Source organism: Streptomyces sp. cg35 (assembly GCF_050410835.1).
GTDB lineage: Bacteria > Actinomycetota > Actinomycetes > Streptomycetales > Streptomycetaceae > Streptomyces.
The window spans coordinates 4,626,768-4,653,534 of sequence record NZ_CP191268.1 but is presented as its reverse complement, the minus strand read 5'-3'; the positions used below and the strand labels follow the sequence as shown (position 1 = coordinate 4,653,534).

The window sequence follows — 26,767 nt, the reverse complement described above, 5'->3', positions numbered from 1 at the left end:
CCATGTCGACATGTCACTACAGCGTGTTGCCGACATGTGACATTCTGCTGGAACCGCGTTTGGCGCAGCCTCACGTCCGGTATTCAGGTGGAGGCTGCGCTCTTACCTGACGGGAGCGTCCGCCGCGACCGTCCGCGACCTCAAGGGGGTGGCATGTCCGTAGACCAGGGCAGCTCGAAGGTGCTCACGCTCACGCCCGGCGCGTCCGATGACGTGAACGCGTCCACGACCGCCGCGCTGATCGACACTCCTGTCCCGGCCTCCGTTCCGGCGCAGGCTCCGCAGACCCCCGAAGCGTCCACAGCGCCGGAGACCACCGGGTCGTCGGGGTCCATCGACACCCGCACCCTGTCCCGCTCCCTGTTCCTGCGCCTTGCCGCACTCGACGAGGACAGCCCCGAGCGGGCCTACGTCCGCGACACCCTCATCGAGCTGAACCTGCCCCTGGTGCGGTACGCGGCGGCACGCTTCCGCAGCCGCAACGAGCCGATGGAGGACATCGTCCAGGTCGGCACGATCGGGCTGATCAAGGCGATCGACCGGTTCGACTGCGAGCGCGGCGTCGAGTTCCCGACGTTCGCGATGCCCACGGTGGTGGGCGAGATCAAGCGGTTCTTCCGGGACACCTCCTGGTCGGTGCGGGTGCCGCGGCGCCTGCAGGAGCTGCGGCTCGCCCTGACCAAGGCCAGCGACGAGCTCGCGCAGAAGCTGGACCGCTCGCCCACCGTCCCCGAGCTCGCCGCGGTGCTGGGCGTCTCGGAGGAGGACGTGGTCGACGGCCTCGCGGTGGGGAACGCGTACACCGCGTCCTCGCTGGACTCGCCGACCCCGGAGGACGACGGCGGCGAGGGCTCGCTCGCGGACCGGCTCGGCTACGAGGACACGGCGCTCGAAGGCGTCGAGTACCGGGAGTCGCTGAAGCCGCTGCTGGCCAAGCTTCCGCCGCGCGAGCGCCAGATCATCATGCTCCGCTTCTTCGCGAACATGACGCAGTCGCAGATCGGCGAGGAGGTCGGCATCTCGCAGATGCACGTCTCCCGGCTGCTCACCCGGACGCTGGCCCAGCTGCGCGAAGGCCTGATCGCGGACTGACGCCGACCCCTCCGCGGCGTACCGCCCCGTGGCCCTCCGTCGATCAGGAGGGCACCCGGGGTTCCTAATTGACGGACCGTCAGACACACTGGCGCGATGGTACGGACGTGGGTGCGAGGGCGTCGTGGGGCCGCTGTAGGGGCCGCCTCTGTCGCTGTGGTGTGTCTGGGTGCCGTCGCCGCCTTCGGCGGGGGCGACGGGCCGGCCGGGTACGTCGCCGTGGGAGCCGCGGGAGGATCCCCCGGTGCGCCCGGGTCGAGCGTGGCGCCCACCGGAAAGGTGCGGCTCGTACCGCTGGACTCGGCCGAGCCGGACGCCCCCGGGGCATCGAGCGGCTCACCGGACGCCGGCGGATCGAGGACCGAGGGCACGGACGGTTCGGCGGCGGCCGGAAGCGGCGCTGAGCAGGGAGCGTCCGGCAGCGGTTCCGCCGCGGACACCGGTGCGGACGGCGGCGGGGCCGCCGGCGAGGACACGGGCCAGGGCGCCGGCCAGGGCGGTGCCGCCAACTCACCGGACACTCCGAGCAGTTCGGCGCCCGGCGGATCGTCCGGCGGCAGCGGGACGCCGGCTCCGGCCGGGCCGGCCGCCCTCAAGGTGAGCGAGCCCGAGCTCAAGGACGCCGACCAGCGCTGGTGCCAGGACGTGACCCTGGTGCTGCGCAACTCCGGTGGCAGCGCGGTGCGTTCGGGCACGGTGACGTTCGAGACGCACATCATCGGCTCGCTCGGGGTCGACTGGGCGACCATCGAGTCCACCGAGAAGCTCCCCGTGCCCATCGGGGCCGGGGAGGAGAAGAAGAAGACGTGGACCGTGTGCGTCGAGTCCTGGCGGGTCCCGCTCGGGATGCACGTCGAGACCCGTGACGTCTCCGTCGACTGGAAGTAGCCGACGGAGCGCACACGGCGCGCGGCGCGGCCTCGACTACGGCCGCATACCTGCTACTTGAGCGCCAGCCACGCCACCGCCGCGATCACGACGACCGCGACCACGATGCCGATGACCAGACCGGCGCCGGGGCCGGACTTCACCGGGGCCGCCTGCGCGCGCGGAGTGGGGGTGCCGCCCTCGTCGACGAAGGCGCGGAACATCTGGGTGCTGCCCGCGGGGTCGTTGTTGCCTTCGGGGCCCGGGCCCTGGGGGTTGTGTGCCATGGGGCAGGACCCTAGCGAATCGGCGCGACAGGCGCCACAGCCTGCCCATAGGTCACTTGAGCTGCGACTTTACCTGCCCACACCTTGCCTTTGCCGTGATTTTAGGGTCGAACGTCCCTTTTAGTTTGCCTGCGGCAACCAACTGCTTCTATGGTTGCCCTAAGCAACAAATAAGGTTTCGGTCAGGAGGTGCTGTGGCCGCACAGCGTCATTACGACGAGTTGGCCCGACAGCTCAGCGCCTTCGGCGCCGTCAAAAGGGATATGGCGCGCATCCTGCCCCATGACTGTCCGGCAGGTTCGGCTGCCGTCCTCACTCTCCTCAAGCGCTACGGCGACATGCGGATGAGCAGGATGGCCGAGCTGATGGCCGTCGACATGTCCGTGGCCAGCCGGCACGTGACCCACACCGCCGACCGCGGCTGGATCGAGCGCCGTCCCGACCCCGCCGACAAGCGCTCGCGCATCCTCACCCTCACCGCCGAGGGGCACGAGCAGATGGACGACCTCAACGTGCGGACGACACAGCTGCTCGCCGACCGGCTGAGCGACTGGTCCGACGACGAGGTCAACCAGCTGATCGCCCTGATGACGCGACTGCGCGACAGCTTCGGGGACTGCCGGACGACGGCGTCCCGCGGACAGTTCCCCGTCGCCGCGCAGACTTCGACACAGACCACCCGTACACCCGCGTAAACGTAAGAAAAGGATTCCCATGGCAACATCCACACCGTCCGGTGTGCGGGGCAGCCATGCCGCCAAGCACGGAGGAGCGGCCGCCGACGGCGCTTCGATGACGCACCGGCAGATCATGGAAGCGTTGTCCGGGCTGCTGCTCGGCATGTTCGTCGCGATCCTGTCGTCGACGATCGTCACCAACGCTCTGCCCGAGATCGTCGGTGACCTCGGCGGCGGCCAGTCCGCCTACACCTGGGTCGTCACCGCCTCGCTGCTCGCGATGACCGCGACCACGCCCCTGTGGGGCAAGCTCGCCGACATCTTCAGCAAGAAGGCGCTCGTCCAGATAGCCCTGATCGTCTACGTGGGCGGCTCGGTCGTGGCGGGGCTCTCGCAGAGCCCCAGCATGCTGATCGCCTGCCGCGTGGTCCAGGGCATCGGCGTCGGCGGTCTGTCCGCCCTCGCGCAGATCGTGATGGCCGCGATGATCTCCCCGCGCGAGCGGGGCCGCTACTCCGGCTACCTGGGTGCGACCTTCGCCGTCGCCACCGTCGGCGGCCCGCTGCTCGGCGGTGTCATCACCGACACCTCGTGGCTGGGCTGGCGCTGGTGCTTCTACGTCGGCGTGCCGTTCGCGATCATCGCGCTCATCGTCCTGCAGAAGACGCTGAAGCTCCCCGTCGTCCGGCGCGACAACGTGAAGGTCGACTGGGCCGGTGCCTTCTTCATCACCGCCGCGGTCTGCACCCTGCTCCTGTGGGTCACCTTCGCCGACGACAAGTACGACTGGCTGTCGTGGCAGACCGGCGCGATGGTGGGCGGCGCGGTCGTGCTCGCCCTGATCTTCATCCTCGTGGAGACCAAGGCCGCCGAGCCGATCATCCCGCTGCGGCTCTTCCGCAACCGCACCATCACGCTCGCCTCGATCGCCTCGCTCTTCGTGGGTGTCGCGATGTTCGCGGGCACCGTGTTCTTCTCGCAGTACTTCCAGCTGGCGCGCGGCAAGTCGCCGACGATGTCCGGTGTCATGACGATCCCGATGATCGGCGGCCTGTTCATCTCGTCGACCGTCGCGGGCCAGGTCATCACCAAGACCGGCAAGTGGAAGGCGTGGCTGGTCTCCGGCGGCGTCCTCATCACGGCGGGCCTAGGCCTGCTCGGCACGATCCGCTACGACACCCCGTACTGGCGCGTCGCGGTCTTCATGGCCCTGATGGGTCTCGGCGTCGGCATGATGATGCAGAACCTCGTGCTCTGCACCCAGAACCAGGTCGCCCCGCAGGACATCGGCTCGGCCAGCTCCACGGTCACCTTCTTCCGCTCCCTCGGTGGTGCGATGGGTGTCTCGGCGCTCGGTTCGATCATGTCCACCCGCATCACGCACTACGTGAAGGACGGCCTCGCCGACCTCGGTCCCAAGGGCGCGGCCCTCGGCCACGGCGGTACCGGCGGCGGCGCCATCCCGGACCTGGACAAGCTCCCCGCGCCGCTGCGCACGATCATGGAGAGCTCCTACGGGCACGGCATCGCCGACGTCTTCCTGATCGCCGCGCCGATCGCGCTGCTCGCCCTCATCGCCACGCTGTTCATCAAGGAGGTTCCGCTGCGTACGTCGGGCGGCCTGGACCAGGCCAAGGAGACCGAGGCGGCCGCTTCCGGCGCCCCCGCCGGCATCACCGCCACCCCCGCCCAGGCCCCGGCCCAGGGCGAGAACGAGCGGGTGCCCAGCCTGGTCGGTGCGGGTGAGCCCGCCGCCGACACCCAGACCCAGCGTCTCGCCGCCATCGCGTCCGTCGCCGGTGACGTCCCGACGCAGAGCACCGGCGGCGGCACCCCGGTCCGTGGCTACGTCCGCGGCGCCGAGTCCGCCCCGGTCCCGCGGGCCGCGGTCACGCTGATCTCGCTCGGCGGACGGCAGCTGGGCCGCGCGGTGGCCCAGGGCGACGGCTCCTACGGGGTCGACGCCCCCGGCGCCGGCTCGTACGTGCTGATCGCCTCGGCGGACGGCTACCAGCCGCAGGCCTCCACGGTCGTCGTCGGCGAGGAGCCGGTCGCGTACGACATCCTGCTCAGCGGCACCAGCGGGCTGAGCGGTGTCGTCCGGGCCGCCGAGTCCAAGGCCCCGGTCACCGGCGCCATGGTCATCGTGACGGACGTGCGCGGTGACGTGCTCGCCACCGGGATGTCCGGCCAGGAGGGCGAGTTCACCTTCGCCGAGCTGGTGCCCGGACCGGTGACCGTCGCGGTGAACGCCGCCGGACACCGTCCGATGGCGCTGCCCGTCGAGGTCGGCGGCACGGGTGTCACCCGCGTCGAGATCGACCTGAGCTCCGGCTCCCAGGTGCAGGGCACCGTACGGGCCGCGGGCCGGTCGCTGAACGACGCGCGGGTCACGCTCATCGACGCCGCGGGCAACGTCGTCGCGACGTCGACGACCGGTGAGGACGGCGCGTACGCCTTCACCGACCTGGACGGCGGCGAGTACACGGTCATCGCGACCGGCTACCCGCCGGTGGCCACGCACCTCAGCGTGCAGGGCAGTGGCGTCGACGGACACGACATCGAACTCTCGCACCCCGGCGAGTAGTCCGAGCGGTTCCTTCAGGACCCCGGACCGGGCGGCCCGCGCTTCGAGCGGAGACGCGGACCTCCCGGGCCGGTTGTGGGAAATGGGCCCCGGACCCGGTGGCGTCGTTAACGGCAGGGGACGGCCGGAGACGTCACGGGCCGGGGCCCGTTCGCGTCGGGGGTGCGACCAACTCCCCCACGTATGTGAGAACTTGAGCTAGGAGATGTGAACGATGGGACTCAGTGCGCGGATCCGTACGCGGGACGGGTGGGCTCTGCCGCACGCCGTCGTCACGGTGACCGACATGACGGGCGCGCAGGTGCTGCGGGCCGAGGCCGACGACGAGGGCGCCGTGCACGACGCGTCCGCCCTCACGCCCGGCCCCTACACCGTGATCGTGACCGCCGTCGGGTACGCCCCCGCGGCCTCCACCGCGCTGGTCACGGCGACCGGCCGCGCCGAGGTCGGCACGGTCGTGCTGGCCCGGCAGGGCGGCGCCGAGCTGCCGCCGCCCGGGCCGTGGACGGTCGACCCGGCGCACTCCACGATCGCCGCGACCGCGCAGCACCTGGGGATCACGTCCGTGCACGGGCGGTTCACCGACTTCGCCGCCCGCGTCGACATCGCGCAGGACGTCGAGAAGTCCCGCGTCGAGGCCGTGATCCGGTCGGCGTCGATCGACACCGGCAACGGCATGCGCGACGGCCACCTGAAGTCGCCGGACTTCCTGGACGTGGAGACGTACCCGGAGATCACCTACCGGTCGACCGGGCTGAGCCCGGCGGGCCCGGACCGCTGGACGGTGCACGGTGAGCTCACCATGCACGGCGTCGCCCGCCAGGTCGACCTCGACCTGAGCTACCTGGGCACCGGCGCCGACCCGTGGGGCGGCACCCGCGCGGCGTTCAAGGCGACGGCCGAGCTGAAGCGCGAGGACTTCGCCATGAACTACAACCAGGTCGTGCAGGCCGGTATCGCGGCGATCGGCGCGACACTGAAGGTGGAGCTGGACATCCAGGCGGTGCAGGGCGACACGCTGCCGCAGGCCTGAACGGGATCGCGCGGCGGGCTCGAGCGGGGTCGAAGTCGTAAGGTGCGGGGCATGGCTCCGAACATCGCGACCAACACCCGCGTATCGCTGGACGAGTTGCTCGACTTCGTACGCCCCCGCCACCGCGCCCTCCTGATCACCGCCCGCGCCGACGGCACCCCGCAGGCCTCACCGCTGACCTGCGGGGTCGACGACTCCGGGCGGATCGTCGTCTCCACCTACCCGGAGCGCGCCAAGACCCGTAACGCCAAGCGGAACCCGCGCGTGAGCGTGCTCGTCCTCAGCGACGACTGGAACGGCCCGTGGGTCCAGGTCGACGGCACCGCCGAGGTCCTCGACTCCCCCGACTCGGTCGAGCCCCTGGTCGAGTACTTCCGCAACATCTCGGGCGAGCACCCGGACTGGGACGAGTACCGCGAGGCGATGATCAAGCAGGGCAAGTCCCTCATCCGGGTCACCCCGCAGAAGTGGGGCCCCATCGCCACCGGCGGATTCCCGGCCAGGCTCACCGAGGGCTAGGAATCGGCCCGCTCCCGGGCCACCAGGGCTTCGATGCCCGCGATCTGCAGTTCGAGCGCGACCTGGAAGTCCAGGTCGCGCATCTCCTCCACGGTGTCGCCCTCCTCCATGGTCTCCATCAACCGCTCGGCGTGCTTGAAGTTCTCCGCCATCTCCGGCGGCACACTGAACGCGTACATCGCCTCGCGGAAGTACTCGTCCTGCGTCATGCCCGCCTCGCCGCACCGCTGCACGAAGTGGCCCTCGATGGTGCCGTACCCGTAGACGAACTGGAAGACGGACGCGATGGCCCCGCGCTGCCGGGGCAGGGAGAGGCCGGTGCGGGAGATGACCAGTTGCACCGCGCGCGAGAACCGCAGCGAGTTCGGGCCGATGTTGAGGAAGTTGCCGGTCAGTGTCGAGGTCCAGGGGTGGCGGACGATGAGCGACCGGTACTCGGCCGCCAGCTCCCGGAGCTGATCGCGCCAGTCCACGTCCGGCCCCTCGTCCAGGGCGAGGAACCGGGGCTCGCCGAAGACCCGGTCGAGCGCGAGCTCCAGCAGGTCGTCCTTGGTGTCGACGTACCAGTACACGGACATCGCGGTGACCCCGAGCTCGCCCGCGAGGCGCCGCATCGAGAACTTGGCGAGCCCTTCCTCGTCGAGCAGCTTCACGGTGGCCTCGGTGATCCGTTCCCGGTCCAGGCCGCTGGGCTGCTCACTGCGCCGACTGCGCGGCGCCTTGGCCCCTGAGTCCTCGAGCCAGACACTCATCCGCGCTGCCTTCACCATGGCGCACCTTCCCGGGAGTTGTCGTACGCGGGCGGACCCTGGGTTCTTGCGGAACCCGGCGGTCCGCCCGCACCGATGCTATGCGGAAGCCACCACGGCTGAGTCTGCCCGCTCCGCCCTGCGCAGCAACGCCGCGGCCAGCAGTCCGCCGACGAGCACGGCGACGGCCCCGACCAGCTGGCTGGTCCCGAGGCCCGAGGAGAACGAGTCGGCGATCCGGGCCCTCTCCTGCGCCGACCCGGCCGCCGCCAGCGCCGCCGGGAGCGAGGCCGCGGAGACCGACACCAGCGCCGCGAAGCGGGCGTTGAGGACGGCGCCGAGCACGGCCACCCCGAGTCCGTTGCCGAACTCGGCGAGCGTGCCGTTGACCCCCGCGCCCACGCCCGCCTTCTCCGGCGGGATCGCGCTCATGATGGCGTTGGCCATGGCCGGCATGGCGAAGGCGATGCCCACGCCCATGACGACCAGGCCCGCCAGCATCCCGCCGTAACTGTCCGAGCCGAGCAGGGCGATCGCCGCGAGCCCCGCCGCCAGACAGCTCATGCCGGAGGCGATGGTGACCGGGGTGCCCACCTTGGCGAGCAGCCGGGCGCCGACGCCGCTGAGGTTCAGCGCGACGATGGTCAGCGCGAGCGGCGCCGTGCGCAGGCCCGCCTCCAACGGCCCGTACCCGAGGACGAACTGGAGGTGCTGGGTCAGCAGGAAGAGGGAGCCGCCCATGCCGAAGGCGACGAGCACGGCGCCCGCCACCGCGCCCGTGAACTTCTGGTTCCGGAAGAAGTGCATGTCCAGCATCGGGTACGGGATGCGCAGCTCCCACAGCACGAACGCGGCCATCACGAGGATGCCGACCGCGGCCGAGGCGAGGGTCGGCGCGGAGGTCCATCCCTTGTCGGGGCCGGAGATGATCGCGTAGACGACACCGGTCATGCCGATCGTGGAGAGCAGCGCGCCGAGCAGGTCGGGCCGGTCGCCCCGCGGGTTCTTCGACTCCGGTACGAGCGCCAGGACGGCGACGAGGCCGATGACCGCGACCGGGATGTTGATGAGGAAGATCGCGCCCCACCAGAAGTGGTCGAGCATCACGCCGCCGAGCAGCGGGCCGACGGCGAAGCCGAGCGAGTTGACCGTCGCCCACAGGCCGATCGCCTTCACGCGCTCGGCCTCGTCGAAGATCTGCACGACGACGGCCAGGGTGGTGGTCATCAGCAGCGCGCCGCCGATCCCCATGCCCGCCCGGGCGGCGATCAACTGCCCGGTGGACCCGGCCAGTCCGGCGACGAGCGAGCCCACGCCGAACAGCACCAGGCCCGCCGCGAGCATCTTCTTGCGCCCGTAGCGGTCCGCGGCGCTGCCGGCGGTGAGCAGCAGGCCCGACTGCACGAGCGAGTAGGCGCTGATGACCCACTGGATGTCCGAGGTCGACGCGTGCAGCTCCTCGGTGAGGGAGGGGATCGCGACGTTCAGGACCGTGTTGTCGAGCAGCACGGTCAGCTGCGCGAGGCAGATGACACCGAGGATCAGCCAGCGCTGCGGGTGGCCTCCGGCCGGGCCCGGCCGGCCGGTTTCCTCGGCGTTCTCAGCGTTCTCGGCGTTCTCTGCGGTCGTCGCTGTCATGGGCCCCCCTCTTCTTATACGGCGTACGACTGAGCGTCGCCGTACACCGTAAGGGATAAGACGTACGGCGTACAACAAGGTTTTCCGCATACGGTTCCGGCATGCCGATACGCACCCGCGCACTGCCTCAACTGACCCTGTCCGCAGCCCTGTTGAGCCTGGTCCTGGCGGTGCCGCCCGCCTCGGCCGCGGCCGGACCCCACGGCGCGGTCCCCCTCCGGATCGCCACCTACAACATCCACGCCGGGGCCGGCATGGACAACGTCTTCGACCTCGACCGGCAGGCGGCAGCGCTGCGCTCGCTGCACGCGGACGTGATCGGGCTCCAGGAAGTGGACGTGCACTGGGGCACCCGCAGCCAAGGACGCGACGTGGCGCGGGAGTTGGCGGAGCGGCTCGGGATGCAGGTGTCGTTCGCGCCGATCTACAGCCTCGATCCGGACCCGGCCGGGGGACCGCGGCGCGAGTTCGGAGTGGCGGTGCTGTCCCGGTATCCGATCCGGGCCGCCGCGAACCACGAGATCACCCGGCTGTCCACGCAGGACCCGAACCCCGTACCGGCGCCGGCCCCCGGCTTCGGCGAGGTCACGCTGAAGGTGCGCGGGGTGCCGGTGCAGGTGTTCGTGACACACCTCGACTACCGCGCGGACCCGGCGGTGCGGGTGGCGCAGGTCGCGGACACGCGGCGGATCATGGCAGCCGAACGGGGTTCCGTCCCGGGGGCGCGGCAGGTGTTGCTCGGCGACTTCAACGCGGCTCCGTCGGCGCCGGAACTCGGACCCTTGTGGCAGGAGTTGCGGGATGCGGGGCCGGCGAACGGCGGCACGTATCCGGCGGACGCGCCCGTGAACCGGATCGATTACGTGGCGGTGGGGGAGGGGATACGGGTGCGGTCGGTGTCGGTGCCGGGCGAGGCGGCCGCGTCGGACCACAGGCCGGTGGTGGCCGATCTGTCCATGCCCCGCTGAGGGGCGCGGGGAACTGCGCGACCAGCCCCCCACCGGCCGCGCGACGGCGAACGACACGGGGCTCCGCCCCGGGCCCCGCTGCTCAATCGCCGCAGGGGCTTGATCGGACGTGCTCTCGCCCCTTCCCGCTTCGGGAAGGGGCGAGAGCAGGGAGAAGGAATCAGCTCTTCGGCTGCGTCAGGTCGTAGAACGTGGCGCTCCCGACCGTCACCTTCTTGAAGTGGGACTCCACCCACGACGTGATCTTGGACGATGAGCCGGAGCTCGATCCACCCATGCCGCCACCGGAACCGCTCCCGATGAAGTAGTGGATCTTTCCGTCCTCGACGTACTGCTTGAACTGGGCCAGCGTCGGCGACGGATCCGTGCCGTTGAAGCCGCCGATCGCCATCACCGGGTCGCCGGTGGCCAGCTGGTAGCTCGCCTGGTTCTGGGAACCGACCGTGGCCGCCACCCAGGTGTAGTCGTCGGCGTTCTTCTCCAGCAGCTTCTTGGCCTTGGTGCTGACCTGGGCGCCGTTGAGCAGTCCGCCCATGCCGCCGCCACCGCCGGGCCCGCCCTCGCCCATGCCGCCCTGCCGCTGGGTCTTGCCGGTGCCCTGGTTGCCCTGCTGGTTCTGGTTGCCCTGCTGGTTCTGGCCGGGCATGCCGCCGCCGGGGAAGCCGCCGCCCTGCTGGTTGCCGGTGCCGGTGCCGGTGGGCGGCTGGCCCATCTGGCCACCCTGACCGCCCTGGCCGGCTTGGCCGCCCTGACCGCCCTGACCGGCTTGGCCGCCTTGGCCGCCGCCGGGGAATCCGCCCCGGCCACCGCCACCGCCCCCACCGGGCCCGCCGCCGCCCATCATGCTCGCCCCCGAGGGACCCGCCGTGACGATCGACCCGGTGTGCCCGGTGTTCAGCGTGCTGATGGTGTACGCGGTCGGCGCCGCGAGGGACGCCACGAGGCCCAGCCCGGCCGCGCCGAGCGCCAGTTGACGGTTGAGGCGACCCGCGAACGCGAGTCCGAGTCCCGCCACGAGCCCGCCGATGAGCACGGCCCACCGCAGCCACGGCAGATAGTCCGCCGTCCGCCCGAGCAGTACGTGACCCCACACGGCCGTGACCGCGACCGAGACGCCGAGGGTCGCCGACGCCGTGATCCGCGCCCGTTCCTCCCACAGGACCGTCGCGCCCATGCCGATCAGCGCCGCGACGTAGGGGGCCAGGGCCACCGTGTAGTACTGGTGGAAGATGCCGGCCATGAAGCTGAAGACCAGGCCGGTCATCAGCAGCGAGCCGCCCCACGCGAGGAACGCGGCGCGTGCCGTGTCCGTCCGCTTCGCCTTCCACGTCAGGACGACACCCGCGACGAACAGGATCAGCGCGGCCGGGATCAGCCACGAGATCTGGCTGCCGATCTCGGAGTTGAACATCCGGCCGATGCCGGTCTCGCCCCACTGGCCGGTGCCGCCCGTGCCGCCGCCACCGCCGCCGACGGAGCCGGTCTCGTCGCCGCTGATCCGGCCGAGGCCGTTGTAGCCGAAGGTCAGTTCAAGGAACGAGTTGTTCTGGGAGCCGCCGATGTACGGGCGCGAGGACGCGGGCCACAGCTCCACGACGGCCACCCACCAGCCCCCCGCGACGATCATCGCGAGCCCGGCGAGGGCGAGCTGGCCCAGCCGCTTGCGCAGCCGCGTCGGCGCGAGGACCGCGTAGAGCACGGCGAGCGGCGGCAGGATCAGGAAGGCCTGCAGCGTCTTGGTGAGGAAGGCGAAGCCGACGGCGACGCCCGCCCAGACCAGCCACTTGGTGCGGCCGCGCTCCACGGCGCGCAGCACGCAGTGGACCGTGACGGTCATCAGCAGCGCGAGCAGCGCGTCCGGGTTGTTGAAGCGGAACATCAGCGCGGCGACCGGGGTCGTCGCGAACACCGCCATGGTGATCAGGCCCGCGGCGGCGCTGAAGCGGCGGCGCACGGCCGCGTACAGGACACCGGCGGTGGCCAGGCCCATCAGGACCTCGGGGACGAGGATCGCCCAGGAGTTCAGGCCGAAGATCCGCACGGACAGCGCCATGGGCCACAGCGCGGCCGGAGGCTTGTCGACGGTGATGGCGTTCGCCGCGTCGGACGAGCCGAAGAAGAACGCCTTCCAGCTCTCGCTGCCCGCCTGGACGGCCGCCGAGTAGAAGGAGTTGGCGTAGCCGGACGCGGAGAGGTTCCACAGGTAGGCGAGGCCGATGACGAGGAGCAGGCCGAGGAAGGCCGGGCGCACCCAGCGCGCGTCCTCGGGCCGGCCGCGCCACACGCGCCGCGGGAGGGAGTCCTTGGGACGGCCGTGTCCGCCGCCGGGAGGAGGTGATGCCTCGGGCGCCGCCGGAGCGGCGTCGTACGGATGGAGGTCTGTGGTCATCGCGGTGTCCTGGGATCGAGATCGTGGTCGTGGGCGCGTACGGCGTTCAGCTGCGCCGTCGCGTCGTCCCAGGCCTGCGGAACCTGAGGATGGTGCACGGGAGCCGGGGCGGCGGGCGCCGGGGCGGTGCGCTCGGGGAACACCCACGCCCGGAAGAGCAGGAAGCGCAGCACGGTCGCCGCGAGGTTGGCCGCGATGAGCACGGCCAGCTCGGTGGAGTGCGCCGGGCTGCCGGACGCCGCGTTGAGGGCGGCGAGGGAACCGCTGGTCAGGGCGAGCCCGATGCCGAAGACGACGAGGCCCTGGGCCTGGTGGCGGACGGCCCGGTCACGGCCGCGCACCCCGAAGGTCAGCCGCCGGTTGGCGGCGGTGTTGGCGACCGCGGAGACGAGCAGGGCGAGCGCGTTGGCGACCTGGGCCCCCGAGAACGTACGGAAGCCGGAGTAGAGCAGCAGGTAGAGCAGCGTCGACAGACCGCCGACGACGCAGAAGCCGACCAGCTGGCGGGCCAGCCCCTTGGGCACGCCCGGGAGCTGTCGGTCGCGCGGGTCGTCGCCGAAGGGGCGGGCCAGCCGGTCGAGGGAGAGCGAGCCGGTGGCGAGCGCCCGGCCGACGCGCCACACGCCCTTGAGGTCCTCGGTGGCCGTCTTGACGATGTGGACCGTCGAGTTCGGGTCGTCGACCCAGTCGACGGGCACTTCGTGGATACGGAGCCCGGCCCGCTCGGCGAGGACCAGCATCTCGGTGTCGAAGAACCAGCCGGTGTCCTCCACCAGCGGCAGCAGCACCTGCGCCACATCGCGCCGGATCGCCTTGAAGCCGCACTGGGCGTCGGAGAAGCGGGCCTGCAGCGAGCCGCGCAGGATGAGGTTGTAGGCGCGGGAGATGAACTCGCGCTTCGGGCCACGCACGACCCGGGAGGACCGGGCCAGCCGGGACCCGATCGCGAGATCCGAGTGCCCGGAGATGAGGGGGGCCACGAGCGGCAGCAGGGCGTTCAGGTCGGTGGACAGGTCGACGTCCATGTACGCGAGGACGGGGGCGTCGGACGCCGACCAGACGGTGCGCAGGGCGCGCCCGCGCCCCTTCTGCTCCAGCCGGGAGTACGTGACGCCCGGCAGCTCGGCGGTCAGCCCGTGGGCGACCTGGGGTGTGCTGTCGGTGGAGGCGTTGTCCGCGACCGTGATGCGGAAACGGTAGGGGAAGGTGCGCACGAGGTGGGCGTGGAGTCTGCGCACGCAGGCGCCGAGGTCCTTCTCCTCGTTGTAGACGGGGATGACAACGTCCAGGACCGGCACATCGCCGCTGCCCACGGGGAGGTGCTCCCGCGCCGGCAGCGCCCCGAACCTCGCGGCGGTGGGGTCGATGCCCGGAGAAGAGTCGGTTCGCATGCCATCGACATTCGCCAACTGCCCTGTTAGCGCTGTGTGGTGACGCTATGCCCTGCCTGTGAGTACATGACGGGCTCCTGATGGGCCGGCAGATGCACGGTGAACACCGTCCTGCCGGGCACGCTGTCGACGGTCACGGCACCCCCGTGCGCGGCCGCGACGGCCTGCACGATGGCGAGCCCGAGACCGGTGGAGCCGGCCTTGCGGGACCGCGAGGAGTCCCCGCGCGCGAACCGCTCGAAAACGTGCGGCTGCAGCTCTGCGGGGATGCCGGGCCCGTCGTCCTGCACGTCGAGACGGACCCAGGGGCCGTGCCGGTGCACGCGGGCGGTGACGGTGGTGCCCGGGGGCGTGTGCGTACGGGCATTGGCGAGCAGGTTGACCAGGACCTGGTGCAGCCGCGCGGAGTCGGCGAGCACGGTGGCCGGTTCGTCGGGCAGTTCGAGCCGCCAGGCGTGGTCCCGGTCGGCGGCGCGGGCGTCGCTGAGCGCGTCCACGACGAGGGGCGACAGGTCCGTCGGCTCGTACGACAGCGGTCTGCCCGCGTCGAGCCGGGCGAGCAGCAGCAGATCCTCGACCAGGCCGGTCATCCGGTGCGCCTCGGACTCGATGCGGCCGAGGGCGTGCCGGGTGTCGGGGCCGGTCTCCTCGCGGCCGCGCCGGGTCAGTTCGGCGTACCCGCGGATGGAGGCGAGCGGGGTGCGCAGCTCATGACTGGCGTCCGCGACGAACTGCCGCACCCGCGTCTCGCTCTGCTGCCGCGCCTCCAGGGCGCCGTGCACATGGTCGAGCATCCGGTTGAGCGCGGCCCCGACCTGCCCGACCTCGGTCCTGGGATCGGCCTCGGCGTCCGGGACCCGTTCGTAGAGGGTGACTTCGCCGCTGTGGAGGGGGAGTTCGGAGACGCGGGTCGCTGTCGCGGCGACGCGGCGCAGGGGGCGCAGGGCGACGCCGACCATCACGGCGCCGGTCACGCCCGCGGCCAGCAGGCCGGCGCCGGTGACGGACAGTTCTATGACGATGAGGGTGTTGAGGGTGGAGTCGACGTCGCCGGAGGGCAGGCCGACGACCAACGTGCCGTCGTCGGACGACTGGACGCGGTAGTTCCCGAGGCCGGGCAGGCTGACGCTGTGCGGCCGGCCATCACGGGGGACGGAGGCGAGGGCGTCCTTCTGGGACGCGGTCAGATCGGTGGTGCCCGTCAGGGAATCGCGGTCGGAGATCGCCGCCTGCGTGAGCGAGCCGTCGTCGACCAGCGCGCCCACCGTGTACTGGCCGCCGGGACCCGGCAGGCCCAGGAACGACAGGTCGTGTGCGCGCGCCTGCCCCCCGGGTTCCCGGCCCTCGGGGCCACCGCCGCCCCCGGCCATGCGGACGACCTGCCCGACCTTGTCGTCCAGCTGCCCGTACAGATACGAATGCAGCGCCAGGGTCGTCACCGTGCCGATGACCACGCTGACCAGGGCGATGAGCCCGACGGCCGTGACGATGAGCCGGATCCGCAGGGTGCGGGCCCGCTTCACGACACCGTCGTAGCGGCAGGCTTGATCAGATAGCCCGCCCCGCGCCGCGTATGGATCATCGGCTCCCGCCCCGCGTCGATCTTCCGCCGCAGGTACGAGATGTACAGCTCGACGACATTGGCCTGGCCGCCGAAGTCGTAGGACCACACCCGGTCCAGGATCTGCGCCTTGCTGAGCACGCGCCGCGGATTGCGCATCAGGAACCGCAGCAGCTCGAACTCGGTCGCGGTCAGGTGGATGTGGGCCCCGCCCCGCGACACCTCGTGGCTGTCCTCGTCGAGCATCAGGTCACCGACGACGAGCACGGACTCGCTGCGCCGGTCGGCCGCCCCGGTGCGCCGGATCAGCCCGCGCAGCCGCGCGACGACCTCCTCCAGGCTGAACGGCTTGGTGACGTAGTCGTCGCCGCCCGCGGTGAGCCCGGCGATCCGGTCCTCCACGGCGTCCTTCGCCGTGAGGAACAGAACGGGGACCTCGGGCAGCTCACGGCGCAGCCGCCCGAGCACGCTCAGCCCGTCCATGTCCGGCAGCATCATGTCGAGCACGACGGCGTCGGGCCGGAACTCGCGCGCGGTCTGCACGGCTCCGGTCCCGTCACCTGCGGCCCGGATCTGCCAGCCCTCGTAGCGCAGGGCCATGGACAACAGCTCGGTGATCGACTGCTCGTCGTCCACGACAAGCACCCGGACGGGGCTTCCGTCCGGCCTCAGCAGTTCGGTACGCCCCTGGGGCGAGGTCGCGGTCATGTTGCAACCTTGCGACGCTCCTCTGAGAGCACCCTTTTCCGAACCTGTGAATTCCCTGAGAAACGCACAGGTGTCTCTCAGGCACGCCCTTGCACGCGGCCTGCGGTCAGCAGGTCAGCCCGCGCCCCGGCGCGACGTGCAGGAGCCGGGTGAAGGAGACGTACAGGTCGACGCGGTGCCGCATCTGCGCGGTGTTCCCGCCGTCGCACTCGGCGGTCCCGTTCAGACTGCGGATGGTCTCCCCGAACCCGGCCCGCGACACCATCGCGTCGTGCCCGGTCATCGTTCCGGGACCGGTCTGCGTGTTCCAGTACCAGAGGGCGGTCATCCAGGCCACGGCCGGATCCTGCTCGACCAGCCACGGGTTGTTCAGCAGGTCGAGACCGAGGGCGTCCCCCGCGGCCTTGTAGTTGAAGTTCCAGCTGAGCATGATCGCGCCGCGCCCGTAGTAGGCGTCGTGCCCGGCGGGACAGCCGTAGGGCTGCGTCTCGTCGCAGAAGACCGGATACGTCTCCTTGTTCTGCGCGACGACGTAGTACAGCCCTCCCGTCTCATGGCTGACGTTGGCGAGGAAGGCGGCGGCCTCCCGCTTCCGCAGCGCCCGGCCGCCGGTGTGCGCGAAGCGCGGGTACGCCTCGGTGGCCTTCACCAGACCCTCGTACGTGAAGAAGGAGTCCCGCTGCGGGAACATCCGCTCGAACTGCGCCTCGCTGACGACGAAGCGCCCCCTGCCGGCCGGGCCGGACGTGCCCGGCGCGGCGGTCGCCGATCCCGGTACGACGACGGCACCGAGCAACCCGACAGCGGCGGCCAGCACCCACACCGCACATCGCCTCAACACACCAGCACCTCCGGGAAGTTGGTCTGGACCAAGCGTCCGCGCCCGAACCTACCCAGCTCACCTCCCGTCACACCCGCCCTACTTGAGGAAGAGCGCCGCCCCGTTCCCGTAACAGACGGACCGCACCCAGTCCGCCCCAAGACCCAACTCCTCGATCACGTGCAGCTGATGCACATACGGATAGGGAATGTTCGGGAAGTCGCTGCCCAGCAACACCCGGTCCCCCAGATCGGCGAGCCGCCCCAGCTCACCCTTCGGAAACGGCGCCTGCCGCTCGCTGAACCCGGTGAACGCCATCGTCGTGTCGAGCCGCACCTCCCGGTACCGCTCGGCCAGATCCAGGAACTCGGCGTACTCCGGCATCCCCAGGTGGGCGACGACGAGCGGCAGCCGCGGATGCCGGGCGAGCACCCGCGCCATCGGCTCGGGCCCGGTGTGTTTGCCGGGCGCGGGCCCCGACCCGCAGTGCGTCACGACGGGCACACCGGCCTCGGCGAGCAGGCCCCAGACGGGATCGAGCAGCGGATCGTTCGGGTCGTACGCCCCCACCTGCACATGCGCCTTGAAGACCCGCGCCCCCGCCTCGACCGCCCGCCGCACATACGCCTCGACGCCCGGCTCGGGATAGAAGGTGGCGGTGTGCAGGCAGTCCGGCGTCCGCGCGGCGAAATCGGCGGCCCATCCGTTCAGCCACTGCGCCATCCCCGCCTTGTGCGGATACAGCATGGAGGTGAAGGCCACGACCCCGAACTCCCGGAGCCGCGCGAGCCGAACCCCCTCCTCCTCCCGGTACGCGATCGGCCACTCGGCCCCCACCAGCGGCCCGGCCGCGTCGAAGTACGCCCACACCTTGCGCAGTACCCGGTCGGGCATGAAGTGGGTGTGCACGTCGACGAGGCCCGGCAACCCGTGCCGCGCGCGAAACGCGGCGATCTGCCGCGCCTCACCACTCCCGTCGCTCCCATCACTCCCGTCGCTGCCGCCGCTCCCCCTGTGCGTCTCACTCACCCCGCCCACTCCGCCCACTTCACTCACTTCGCTCACTCCGCTCACGCGCGAACCCGTGGCCGCGCACGACCTCGGCGACATGCACGGTGTACGCCTCGTACCACTCGGCCCGCCCCTGCCGCTGCGCGTCCCGATGATCGCCGACCGACCGCCACCGCTCGATGGCCGCGACGTCCCGGAAGTACGACACGGTGATCCCGAGCCCGCCGGGCTTGCGCGCCGACTCGTGCCCCAAGTAGCCGGGGATCTCCCGCACCAGCTCGTCCAACCGCCCGGCCGTCTCCCCGTACCCGTGGTCCCCCTCCGTGCGCACGGAACTGAACACCACGACGTAGTAAGGCAGTTCGAAGGCCGGCAACGGCCGGACAGGCGCATCGCTGTGATCACTCATGTCCCCCACGGTCACCGGTCCCCTCCCCGCTGTCCACCCTCCCGCTCCGCTCCTTGCCGTACGGGAGCCGAGACTTGACCCTCCGGTCGACAACCGGCCGGCCGGTCAGCCGGTCGTTCCAGGGGGGCTGGCCACGTCCGGCGGACAGGACCTAGAACAACCCGCCCTGCACCCCGGGCACCTCCCGCACCACGACCCCCGCCCCGCTCGCACCGGCCGGCGCCCGCTCCAACGGCCAACCGGCCAGCACCCGCGTGTCCACCACGAGCCGCCGCCCGGCCGGCTCGACGAGATGCAGATCGGGCCCGGCGGCCGCGACCACGGTCCCCGCCACCACGGCCCCCTCGACGAGCCCGCTCACCACGGCGTCCACCCGGTCGATCGCCGCGAGCCCGAACGCCTCCCCGTGATCGACGACCCGGCACGGCAGCCGCTCCAACGACTCGGGCCACCCGTCCCCGATCCCCGCGGCGACGGCATGCGCCCGCACCAGCTCGGCGCCCCGCCCCTCGACCCCGGCCAGCCCCGCCCGAACGGCACGCTTGCGCTCGTACGGAATCCGGTCGGGCACCCCGAGCGCCACCCGCAGCAGCTCCTCGGCCCGCCGGGCCGCCATCAACGGCCCCCGCCCCAGCCAGGTGAAGGCCACCGCCCCCTGCTCCAGCAGCCGCGCGCTCCCCCTCCCCACACCGGTGATCCCCACCTTCACCAGTCCGTCCCCGAACCACGCCAGATACACGTGGTACGGCCGCGGATCATCGGCGAGGGTGTCCGCGGCCACGGACCGCGCCCGGTCGATCCCCGCGCACTCCCCGCACTGCGCCCGCGTCCCCCGCACCGGCGCGGCCTCCCGCCCCGGACACGGCGTCCGCCGTCCCCCGCGCCACACCCCCGGACACCGCCGCACCCCACCGACCCGGAACGCGACCGGCTCCCCGAACCTCACCCCGCTCTCCCGCTCACCCCCGTCCCCCGTCCATCCGAACACCGGCCCGCCCCCACGCCATCGCATCCCGGTGCACCACCACGTCATACGGCCAGCATGACGCAGCCCACTGACAACGCCGGATACACGAAGAAGCCCCCGGAGGATCTCCGGGGGCTTCTTATCTGTGTGCACTCGGCAGGATTCGAACCTGCAACCTTCTGATCCGTAGTCAGATGCTCTATCCGTTAAGCTACGAGTGCTTGTCTTTAGTTTTCGTCTCCGCTCCCCGGCCTTTCGGCCCGCTCGCGGCGACAGGAAGAACATTACATGACTGCCGCCGCCATGTGAAATCCGTTTGCCGCACCCGTTGTGACCTGCGAAAACGCGCCCACGGCCGGGAGGAAACGCCGAAGCCCCGGTCCGTGTGGACCGGGGCTTCGGATCTTGGGGCGGAGGCGGAGGGATTTGAACCCTCGATGGGATTTAAGTCCCAAACCGCATTAGCAGTGCGGCGCCATAGACCGGACTAGGCGACGCCTCCAGCACAACCGTCCGCGCGAGCGCGATGCGGTGCGTGCAGATGATGACACAGTTGAGCGCCGTGTCACCAATCGCCTCCCACGGTACTAGGAGGGCAGGCCAGAGGGCAAAGCCCTGGCCGGGGCGCAACGTCGTGGCGGGCACGCGCGTTAGGCACGGCATGTTGCTGCGTCGTCTGTCGTCCCGCCTGCTGCTCACCGCCGCCTCGGCCGCGGCCCTCGCCGCCGTGCCCGTCTCCGCGCACGCCGACACCGGCCCGACGCGGATGCCGCCGCCCCCGTTCGGCGCGCCGGACGGCCCCGGCGGCGACCACCTGACCGTCACCGTCGCCGACTCGGGCAACGGCAGCGACGGCACCCGCGAGCTGGAGTGCGGGCCCGCCGGCGGCACCCACTCCGACCCGGGCGCGGCCTGCGACCGGCTCGACGAGCTCGCGGGCGACGGCCAGGACCCGTTCGCGCCGGTGCCCAAGGGATCGCTCTGCACGATGCAGTACGGCGGGGCCGCCACCGCGCACGTCACCGGGACCTGGCACGGGCGGGCCGTCGACGCCACTTACAAGCTGACGGACGGCTGCGAGATCTCCCGCTGGAACCGGCTGGTGCCCGTGCTGCCTGCGACCGCGCCGTGACCGTGGGTCCAACGGTCACATCGCCATGACCCGGCGTGCACCGGGTCCGCACATCCTCTACGTGTGCTCCCTCTCATCCGGCGCCGCGAGCGCAACCACTGCCCGTAGACTCCCTCCCGTGACACGCTGCGGGCCGCGAGGCAAGATGGCCCGCACGGTCGGCAAGTCGCGGTAATCAGGGAGGAAGCGTCGTCGTGAGCAGCAGGCCATCCCGAGGCGCTGCTCGCCTCGCAGCCATACTTGACGCGCTCCCCGATGCGTTGGTGCTGGTCAACACCAACGGGACCGTCGTCAACGCCAACTCCATCGCGCTCGAGGCCTTCGAGGCGCCGGGCACCGCCCTGGTGGGGCGCGGACTGCTCGATCTGCTGCCCCAGTTCGACTCCCGGCTGATCCCCGGATCGATGCGCAGGCCCGACACGGTGACCGACGAGCGCGGGCGGACGAAGCCGACGCGGATGGTCGCGCGGCGCACCGACGGCAGCGAGTTCCTGGTCGAGGTGACCAGCGCGAACCTCGCCGACGGCGCGCGCGACGCCGTGGATCCGTACGGCTCGAGCGGCGGTTCCGGTTCGTACAGCGGCTCCGAGCTGCTGATGCTCGTCGTCCGCGATCTGTCGGGGACCCTCGACACCGAGGCCGAGCTGGCCCGTTCGCAGCGGCAGACCGAGATGATTCTGCGGGCCGCGGCCGAGGGCGTCGTCGGCACCGACACCGACGGGCACATCGTCCTCGTGAACCCGGCCGCCGCGCAGATCCTCGGCTTCCGTGCCAGCGATCTCGGCGGTCAGGAGCTGCATCCGCTCGTCCTGCACTCACGGCCCGACGGCGAGCCGTTCCCGTACGAGGAGTCGCCGCTCGCCGACACCCTGCGCTCCGGGCGCAAGCACCGGGTGCGCGGGCAGGTCCTGTGGAACAAGAAGGGCGAAAAGGTGCCCGTCGACATGACGACGGCACCGGTGCGCGACGGTGATCAACTGGTCGGCGCCGTCATGACGTTCACCGACCGGCGCCCCTACGACAAGCTCGTCACCGAGCACGCCGAGGAGATCGCCCGACGCGAGGAGACGGCGGAGCAGGAGCGCGAGAAGCGCACCGCCGAGCTGGAGCGGGTCCGCGAGGAGCTGACCGCCGAACTCGCCGCGACGCGCGAGGAGCACGCCGAGGAGCTGTCCGCCGAGCGGGAGCGGGGCGCCGCGTTCGCCGAGCGGGAGAAGGACCGGTACGAGGAACTGGCCGCCCGGCACTCGCAGCTGCTCGCCGTGCTGGGCCAGTCGCTGCGCGGGCCGCTCGACGAGCTGCGGCGCGAGCTGGGCCAGCTGGCCGCGGACGACGCCGGACAGCTGTGGCCCGAGGCCAACCAGGTTCTGCACCATCTGTCCGCGGGCTACTCGCGGATCACGACGCTCGTCGACAACGTGCTCGCGTACCAGCTCCTCGACGCGGGCGGCGAACAGCTCGCCCGTACGCCGGTGATGCTGGACGCCGTCGTCGCCGCCGGTGTCGACGGGGCCGTGGAGCTGATCGGTCCCGGTCGCGTCCAGTTCGCCGTGCACGCGCCGCCGATCGAGGCCGAGGTGGACGCGGGGCGGCTCGCCACCGCGCTCGCGCATCTGATCGCCGACGTGGCCGGGATCGACGCCACCGGGAACGCGCGGGTTCCGGCCGGCGCCGGGTACGTCGACTCGACCGTCGTCGTGGCGGCCGCGCAGCGCGGCGAGAGCGTACGCATCGAGGTGCGCGGCCCCTACGCGGGCGGTGACCCGGTGCACGGGCCGATCGTCCAGGGCATCGTGCGGGCGCACGGTGGTGTGCTGCAGACGCACGAGATGCCCGGGATGAGCGGCAGCGCGTACGTGCTCGAAGTGCCGATCGGGAGCGGCGCCGGGGTCGTCACGGCCCCCGCCGAGCCGCTCGCGGAGCCGGCCGCCGAGCCCACCCCGAACCTGCCCGAGCAGGCCGGCGCCGCCACCCCGCACCTTCCCGAGCAGGCGACCGCCGCGACCGGTGGCGGCCGGCGTCGGGCGCGGCGGAGCTCCGGCCCCTCGGTGGACTCGTTCCTGGAGAGCGGGCTGCCGGGCGGCGAGGCCTCCGGCGGTACGGGCCGGCGGCGCGGACGGCGGGCCCCCGAGGAACCGTCGGCCCCCGCGGACGGCGGCGCACAGCCGGAGGCACCGGCGGCGGAACCCGCTGCCGAGAGCCCGGCAGGCGGTACCGGACGGCGCCGGGCGCGGCCCGCGGAGACCGGTGCGGCCGAGGGTGCCGTGCTGACGGCGGCCGAACACGCGGCGGGTTCCGCAGCACTGGGCGAGACGGTGCCGCCGCAGGGCGTGCCCGCGCCCACCGGGCGACGGGCCAGGCGCGCACACGACTCGGAACAGGCGGCGCTGCCCGCGCTGCCGTCGGGTTCCGCTCAGGAGGGCGACTCGGGTCACGGCGGGCTGGAGTTGGCGGGTGCCGGGGCCGGGCAGCCGACGGGCCGCCGGGCGCGCCGTGCGCTCGGTACGGCTCAGGCAGGCCAGGCCGCGGACGAGGCGGCGGCGCCGCGCGAGATGTTCGCTCTGCCGCCCGCCCAGGCCGACCGCACAGCCGAACCCGTGGCCCCCGAGGCGGCCCCGGCGACCGCGCCCGCCGACGTACGAGAAGACGTACCGGACGACGTACGAGGCGCCCCGCAGCAGGACACGGCCGGGGACGGTGCGGCGCACGGTGGCGCCGGGCAGCCCCTGCCGCTGCCGGACGAGGCCCAGCAGCACGACGCCGCCGCGGGCCACCCGGCGGAGGACCACACGCCGCCGCAGCCGCACCCGGCGCAGAGCACGCCGGCGCAGGGCACGCCCGCGCCGGCCGCGCTGCCGCCGGAGAACGCGGCGCGTGCCGCCCAGCCGCTGCCCGCCGAGGCGCCGCAGCACCCGGCCGGGGACACGACCTCGACGCAGGGCCGCGCCTTCAGCGTGCGCACGCTGGGCCAGGGTGTCCCGTTCGGGCGGCAGGTCGCCGAGCAGCAGCGGCCGCAGGGGGCGCCGAAGGCACCCGCCCGTCCCGGGGCCACGCCGCCGCAGGGCGTGCCGCAGGCACCCGAGGGGCAGACGTCGAACGGTTCGGGCCGGCGGCGCAAGCTGTCCACCCGCCAGGAGCAGCCCGAGGCGACCGACCCGCAGACCCCGGCTCAGGGCACGACGCAGACCCCGCCGCAGGGAACATCGCAGACCCCCGCACGGGGTACGACGCAGGCCCCGGCGCGCGGCACGGCGCAGACCCCGGCGCGGGGGACGGCGGCCCGGCCGCATCCCCAGCCGTCCCTGCTGTCGCCGAACTCCTCGGAGGGCCTCGGCCGTTCCTACGCGATCGGTGCCCCCGACCAGGACGCCGACGAGGGGCCCGAGCCGCTGGACGGTCCGGGCGGAGCGGTCGAGATCGCCAACCGGCCGCAGCCGCAGCCGATGGACGACGAGCTGCCCCCGGAGCCCCTCGACAACCCGCGCCGCCTCCTTGTGTGGCCCGCGCCGGACGTGACGACGCAGCAGGCGCTGAGCGACCGCGGCTACCGTCCGGTCACCGTGCACTCGCGCGAGGAGGTCGACGCGCAGATCGCGGCGTTCCCGGCCGCGCTGTTCGTGGACCCGCTGACCGGGCCGATCACCCGGACCGCGCTGCAGTCGCTGCGGCAGGCCGCCGTCGCGGCCGAGGTGCCGGTGCTGGTCACCGCGGGCCTCGGGCAGGCGACGCGTGAGGCGGCGTACGGCGCCGACCCAGCGGTGCTGCTGAAGGCTCTCGCCCCGCGGGACAGTGAGCAGCATCCGCCCCGAGTGCTGCTGATCGAGGAGCACGAGGAGATCGCGCTCGCGCTGACCGCCACGCTGGAGCGGCGCGGGATGCAGGTCGCACGGGCCGCGAGCGACGCGGACGCGGTGACGCTGGCGGCGCAGATGCGGCCGAACCTGGTGGTCATGGATCTGCTCCAGGTACGCCGTCGCCGCGCGGGCATCATCGACTGGCTGCGGGCGAACGGGCAGCTGAACCGCACGCCCCTCGTCGTCTACACGGCGGCCGTCGAGCCCGCCGACCTGCCGCGGCTCGCGGCGGGGGAGACGGTGCTGTTCCTGGCGGAGCGCTCGACGAGCGCCGAGGTGCAGGGCCGGATCGTGGATCTGCTGGCGAAGATCGGCACCAACTGACACATGAGGGCGGCCCGTTGAGGGCCGCCCTCGTTTCACGTGAAACGTCGTGCACGAGTGCACTTGTGCTGTCGTGCTGTCGTGCTGTCGTGCTGTCGTGCTGTCGACGGTGCGCTCGCTCAGAGCTGGGTGACGTCCAGTTCCCCGTCCGCGTACTGCTTGCGCAGCACCTTCTTGTCGAACTTGCCGACGCTGGTCTTCGGGACCGCGGGGATGATCGTCCAGCGCTCGGGCAGCTGCCACTTGGCGACCTTCTCGGCGAGGAAGGCGCGCAGGGTCTCGAAGTCGGCGTCGGCACCCTCCTTCAGCACGACGGTGGCGAGCGGCCGTTCGCCCCACTTGTCGTCGGGCACGGCCACCACGGCGGCCTCGGCCACAGCCGGGTGCGACATCAGCGCGTTCTCGAGGTCGACACTGGAGATCCACTCGCCGCCGGACTTGATGACGTCCTTGGCCCGGTCGGTGAGGGTGAGGAAGCCGTCGGGGCTGATGGTGCCGACATCACCGGTCTTCAGCCAGCCGTCCTCACTGAACTTGTCGGCGGGGCGCAGCGGTTCACCGCCCGAGTCGGCGCCCGCGAAGTACGCGCCCGCGATCCAGTTGCCGCGTACCTCCAACTCGCCCGCGGACTTCCCGTCCCAGGGCAGGTGCTCGCCGCCGGGGCCGCTCAGGCGCGCCTCGACGCCCGCGGGGAAACGGCCCTGCGTGAGCCGGTACGCGAACTCCTCGTCGCTGCCCGGCTCGACGCCGGCCGGCGGCCGCGAGACCGTGCCGAGCGGCGAGGTCTCGGTCATGCCCCAGGCGTGACAGACCCGCATGCCCAGGTCGTCGAACGCCTTCATGAGCGAGGGCGGGCAGGCCGAGCCGCCGATGGTGACCTGGACGAGCGTGGAGACATCGCGCGGCTTCGCCGTGAGCTCGGCGAGCAGGCCCTGCCAGATCGTGGGAACGGCGGCGGCGTGCGTGGGGCGCTCGGCCTCGATCATCTCGGCGAGCGGCGCGGGCTGCAGGAAGCGGTCCGGCATCAGCATGTTCACGCCCGTCATGAACGTGGCGTGCGGCAGCCCCCAGGCGTTCACATGGAACTGCGGGACGACGACGAGCGAGGTGTCGGAGTCGGTCAGCCCCATGGACTGCGTCATGTTGACCTGCATGGAGTGCAGGTAGATGGAACGGTGCGAGTAGACGACACCCTTGGGATCGCCGGTGGTGCCGGAGGTGTAGCACATGGCGGCGGCCTGGCGCTCGTCCAGCTCCGGCCAGTCGTACATGGTCGGCTTCCCGGCGATGAGGTCCTCGTACTCGTGGACCCGGGCGTGGGCGCCGTCGAGCACGGAGCGGTCGCCGGGGCCGGAGACGACGATGTGCTCGACCGTCGTCAGGCCGGGCAGCAGGGGCGCGAGCAGCGGCAGCAGCGAACCGTTGACGATGATCACGCGGTCGGCCGCGTGGTTCACGATCCACGTCAGCTGCCCCGCCGGGAGGCGAAGGTTGAGGGTGTGCAGGACGGCGCCCATGGCGGGCGCGGCGAAGTACGCCTCGACATGCTCCGCGTTGTTCCACATGAGGGTTGCGACCCGGTCGTCGTCGCGGACGCCCAGGTCGTCGCGGAGGGCGTGCGCGAGCTGCGCCACACGGGCCCCCGCCTCGGCGAACGTACGGCGGTGTGGCTCGCCCTCACCCGTCCACGTGGTGATCTGCGAGGTGCCGTGCACGCGCACCCCGTGATTCAGGATGCGGGTGACAGTCAGCGGTACGTCCTGCATCGTGCTCAGCACGGGCGT

The 26,767-nt window shown here is 72.0% G+C and carries 21 protein-coding genes and 2 tRNA genes; 9 read left to right on the top strand and 14 right to left on the bottom strand.

What is annotated here, in order from left to right; all coding sequences use genetic code 11:
• Nucleotides 1-153 precede the first annotated feature (153 nt).
• Both ACQUQD_RS21085 and ACQUQD_RS21080 read left to right on the top strand, forming a co-directional pair.
• Complete coding sequence (locus tag ACQUQD_RS21085; protein WP_428953682.1) at nt 154-1,092, top strand: RNA polymerase sigma factor SigF; 939 nt, start codon at nt 154-156, stop codon at nt 1,090-1,092.
• A 261-nt stretch (nt 1,093-1,353) separates the two neighbouring features.
• Nucleotides 1,354-1,980, top strand: coding sequence for a hypothetical protein (locus tag ACQUQD_RS21080; protein WP_428953681.1), 627 nt, complete (start codon nt 1,354-1,356; stop codon nt 1,978-1,980).
• 53 nt (nt 1,981-2,033) lie between these two features.
• Here ACQUQD_RS21080 and ACQUQD_RS21075 read toward each other — a convergent pair whose 3' ends face one another.
• On the bottom strand, nt 2,034-2,246 hold the full coding sequence (locus ACQUQD_RS21075; RefSeq protein WP_428953680.1) for a hypothetical protein: 213 nt from the start codon (nt 2,244-2,246) through the stop codon (nt 2,034-2,036).
• A gap of 194 nt (nt 2,247-2,440) precedes the next feature.
• On the opposite strand from ACQUQD_RS21075, the gene ACQUQD_RS21070 reads away from it, so the two are divergent.
• The 4 genes from ACQUQD_RS21070 (at nt 2,441) to ACQUQD_RS21055 (ending at nt 7,062) form a co-directional block, all read left to right on the top strand.
• Nucleotides 2,441-2,941, top strand: coding sequence for a MarR family winged helix-turn-helix transcriptional regulator (locus ACQUQD_RS21070; protein ID WP_428953679.1), 501 nt, complete (start codon nt 2,441-2,443; stop codon nt 2,939-2,941).
• Between the two features lie 19 nt (nt 2,942-2,960).
• Complete coding sequence (locus tag ACQUQD_RS21065) at nt 2,961-5,510, top strand: MFS transporter (protein WP_428953678.1); 2,550 nt, start codon at nt 2,961-2,963, stop codon at nt 5,508-5,510.
• Nucleotides 5,511-5,724: 214 nt separating this feature from the next.
• A complete protein-coding gene (locus ACQUQD_RS21060) occupies nt 5,725-6,543 on the top strand; it encodes a YceI family protein (protein ID WP_428953677.1) in 819 nt (272 codons plus the stop codon).
• 51 nt (nt 6,544-6,594) lie between these two features.
• Nucleotides 6,595-7,062 carry a PPOX class F420-dependent oxidoreductase gene (locus ACQUQD_RS21055; protein ID WP_428953676.1) on the top strand — a complete coding sequence of 156 codons (468 nt, stop codon included), beginning with the start codon at nt 6,595-6,597 and terminating at the stop codon, nt 7,060-7,062.
• Here the strand turns inward: ACQUQD_RS21055 and ACQUQD_RS21050 are convergent.
• Both ACQUQD_RS21050 and ACQUQD_RS21045 read right to left on the bottom strand, forming a co-directional pair.
• Complete coding sequence (locus ACQUQD_RS21050) at nt 7,059-7,814, bottom strand: TetR/AcrR family transcriptional regulator (protein ID WP_428953675.1); 756 nt, start codon at nt 7,812-7,814, stop codon at nt 7,059-7,061. The two genes, ACQUQD_RS21055 and ACQUQD_RS21050, sit on opposite strands and share 4 nt — an antisense overlap.
• A gap of 96 nt (nt 7,815-7,910) precedes the next feature.
• A complete protein-coding gene (locus ACQUQD_RS21045; protein ID WP_428953674.1) occupies nt 7,911-9,449 on the bottom strand; it encodes an MFS transporter in 1,539 nt (512 codons plus the stop codon).
• A gap of 101 nt (nt 9,450-9,550) precedes the next feature.
• Here ACQUQD_RS21045 and ACQUQD_RS21040 point away from each other — a divergent pair, with 101 nt between their 5' ends.
• Complete coding sequence (locus ACQUQD_RS21040; RefSeq protein ID WP_428953673.1) at nt 9,551-10,417, top strand: endonuclease/exonuclease/phosphatase family protein; 867 nt, start codon at nt 9,551-9,553, stop codon at nt 10,415-10,417.
• 160 nt (nt 10,418-10,577) lie between these two features.
• Here the strand turns inward: ACQUQD_RS21040 and ACQUQD_RS21035 are convergent, their stop codons facing one another.
• The 10 genes from ACQUQD_RS21035 to ACQUQD_RS20990 form a co-directional block, all read right to left on the bottom strand.
• Nucleotides 10,578-12,806, bottom strand: coding sequence for an ArnT family glycosyltransferase (locus ACQUQD_RS21035; RefSeq protein ID WP_428953672.1), 2,229 nt, complete (start codon nt 12,804-12,806; stop codon nt 10,578-10,580).
• Nucleotides 12,803-14,197 (bottom strand): glycosyltransferase, encoded by a 1,395-nt coding sequence (locus ACQUQD_RS21030; RefSeq protein WP_428953671.1) that lies wholly within the window; start codon nt 14,195-14,197, stop codon nt 12,803-12,805. Before ACQUQD_RS21030 ends, ACQUQD_RS21035 begins: the two co-directional genes overlap by 4 nt.
• Before the next feature lie 26 nt (nt 14,198-14,223).
• A complete protein-coding gene (locus tag ACQUQD_RS21025) occupies nt 14,224-15,720 on the bottom strand; it encodes an ATP-binding protein (RefSeq protein ID WP_428953670.1) in 1,497 nt (498 codons plus the stop codon).
• Entirely contained in the window at nt 15,717-16,466 is a 750-nt protein-coding gene (locus ACQUQD_RS21020; protein ID WP_428953669.1) for a response regulator transcription factor, read from the bottom strand. Before ACQUQD_RS21020 ends, ACQUQD_RS21025 begins: the two co-directional genes overlap by 4 nt.
• A gap of 106 nt (nt 16,467-16,572) precedes the next feature.
• Nucleotides 16,573-17,307 (bottom strand): chitinase, encoded by a 735-nt coding sequence (locus ACQUQD_RS21015; RefSeq protein WP_428953668.1) that lies wholly within the window; start codon nt 17,305-17,307, stop codon nt 16,573-16,575.
• A 78-nt stretch (nt 17,308-17,385) separates the two neighbouring features.
• The gene (locus tag ACQUQD_RS21010; protein WP_428957616.1) at nt 17,386-18,240 is read right to left on the bottom strand and encodes an amidohydrolase family protein; all 855 of its coding nucleotides are present in this window, start codon (nt 18,238-18,240) and stop codon (nt 17,386-17,388) included.
• 94 nt (nt 18,241-18,334) lie between these two features.
• Nucleotides 18,335-18,706 carry an antibiotic biosynthesis monooxygenase family protein gene (locus ACQUQD_RS21005; protein WP_428953667.1) on the bottom strand — a complete coding sequence of 124 codons (372 nt, stop codon included), beginning with the start codon at nt 18,704-18,706 and terminating at the stop codon, nt 18,335-18,337.
• Nucleotides 18,707-18,857: 151 nt separating this feature from the next.
• Nucleotides 18,858-19,544 (bottom strand): DUF2797 domain-containing protein, encoded by a 687-nt coding sequence (locus ACQUQD_RS21000; protein ID WP_428953666.1) that lies wholly within the window; start codon nt 19,542-19,544, stop codon nt 18,858-18,860.
• 277 nt (nt 19,545-19,821) lie between these two features.
• A tRNA-Arg gene (locus ACQUQD_RS20995) sits at nt 19,822-19,894 on the bottom strand.
• A 190-nt stretch (nt 19,895-20,084) separates the two neighbouring features.
• A tRNA-Ser gene (locus tag ACQUQD_RS20990) sits at nt 20,085-20,175 on the bottom strand.
• A 159-nt stretch (nt 20,176-20,334) separates the two neighbouring features.
• Here ACQUQD_RS20990 and ACQUQD_RS20985 point away from each other — a divergent pair.
• Nucleotides 20,335-20,805 (top strand): SSI family serine proteinase inhibitor, encoded by a 471-nt coding sequence (locus tag ACQUQD_RS20985; protein WP_428953665.1) that lies wholly within the window; start codon nt 20,335-20,337, stop codon nt 20,803-20,805.
• Between the two features lie 194 nt (nt 20,806-20,999).
• Nucleotides 21,000-24,983 (top strand): PAS domain-containing protein, encoded by a 3,984-nt coding sequence (locus ACQUQD_RS20980; protein ID WP_428953664.1) that lies wholly within the window; start codon nt 21,000-21,002, stop codon nt 24,981-24,983.
• Nucleotides 24,984-25,102: 119 nt separating this feature from the next.
• Here the strand turns inward: ACQUQD_RS20980 and ACQUQD_RS20975 are convergent, their stop codons facing one another.
• Complete coding sequence (locus tag ACQUQD_RS20975; RefSeq protein ID WP_428953663.1) at nt 25,103-26,761, bottom strand: long-chain fatty acid--CoA ligase; 1,659 nt, start codon at nt 26,759-26,761, stop codon at nt 25,103-25,105.
• Nucleotides 26,762-26,767: the final 6 nt, after the last annotated feature.

Excerpts from the sequence above, each read along its gene's own strand:
- ACQUQD_RS21020 (WP_428953669.1), bottom strand. The coding sequence starts at position 16,466 with ATGACCGCGACCTCGCCCCAGGGGCGTACCGAACTGCTGAGGCCGGAC.
- ACQUQD_RS20985 (WP_428953665.1), top strand. The coding sequence starts at position 20,335 with ATGTTGCTGCGTCGTCTGTCGTCCCGCCTGCTGCTCACCGCCGCCTCG.
- ACQUQD_RS21055 (WP_428953676.1), top strand. The coding sequence starts at position 6,595 with ATGGCTCCGAACATCGCGACCAACACCCGCGTATCGCTGGACGAGTTG.
- ACQUQD_RS21040 (WP_428953673.1), top strand. The coding sequence starts at position 9,551 with ATGCCGATACGCACCCGCGCACTGCCTCAACTGACCCTGTCCGCAGCC.
- ACQUQD_RS21085 (WP_428953682.1), top strand. The coding sequence starts at position 154 with ATGTCCGTAGACCAGGGCAGCTCGAAGGTGCTCACGCTCACGCCCGGC.
- ACQUQD_RS21045 (WP_428953674.1), bottom strand. The coding sequence starts at position 9,449 with ATGACAGCGACGACCGCAGAGAACGCCGAGAACGCTGAGAACGCCGAG.
- ACQUQD_RS21075 (WP_428953680.1), bottom strand. The coding sequence starts at position 2,246 with ATGGCACACAACCCCCAGGGCCCGGGCCCCGAAGGCAACAACGACCCC.
- ACQUQD_RS21035 (WP_428953672.1), bottom strand. The coding sequence starts at position 12,806 with ATGACCACAGACCTCCATCCGTACGACGCCGCTCCGGCGGCGCCCGAG.
- ACQUQD_RS21030 (WP_428953671.1), bottom strand. The coding sequence starts at position 14,197 with ATGCGAACCGACTCTTCTCCGGGCATCGACCCCACCGCCGCGAGGTTC.
- ACQUQD_RS21060 (WP_428953677.1), top strand. The coding sequence starts at position 5,725 with ATGGGACTCAGTGCGCGGATCCGTACGCGGGACGGGTGGGCTCTGCCG.
- ACQUQD_RS21050 (WP_428953675.1), bottom strand. The coding sequence starts at position 7,814 with ATGAGTGTCTGGCTCGAGGACTCAGGGGCCAAGGCGCCGCGCAGTCGG.
- ACQUQD_RS21065 (WP_428953678.1), top strand. The coding sequence starts at position 2,961 with ATGGCAACATCCACACCGTCCGGTGTGCGGGGCAGCCATGCCGCCAAG.
- ACQUQD_RS21005 (WP_428953667.1), bottom strand. The coding sequence starts at position 18,706 with ATGAGTGATCACAGCGATGCGCCTGTCCGGCCGTTGCCGGCCTTCGAA.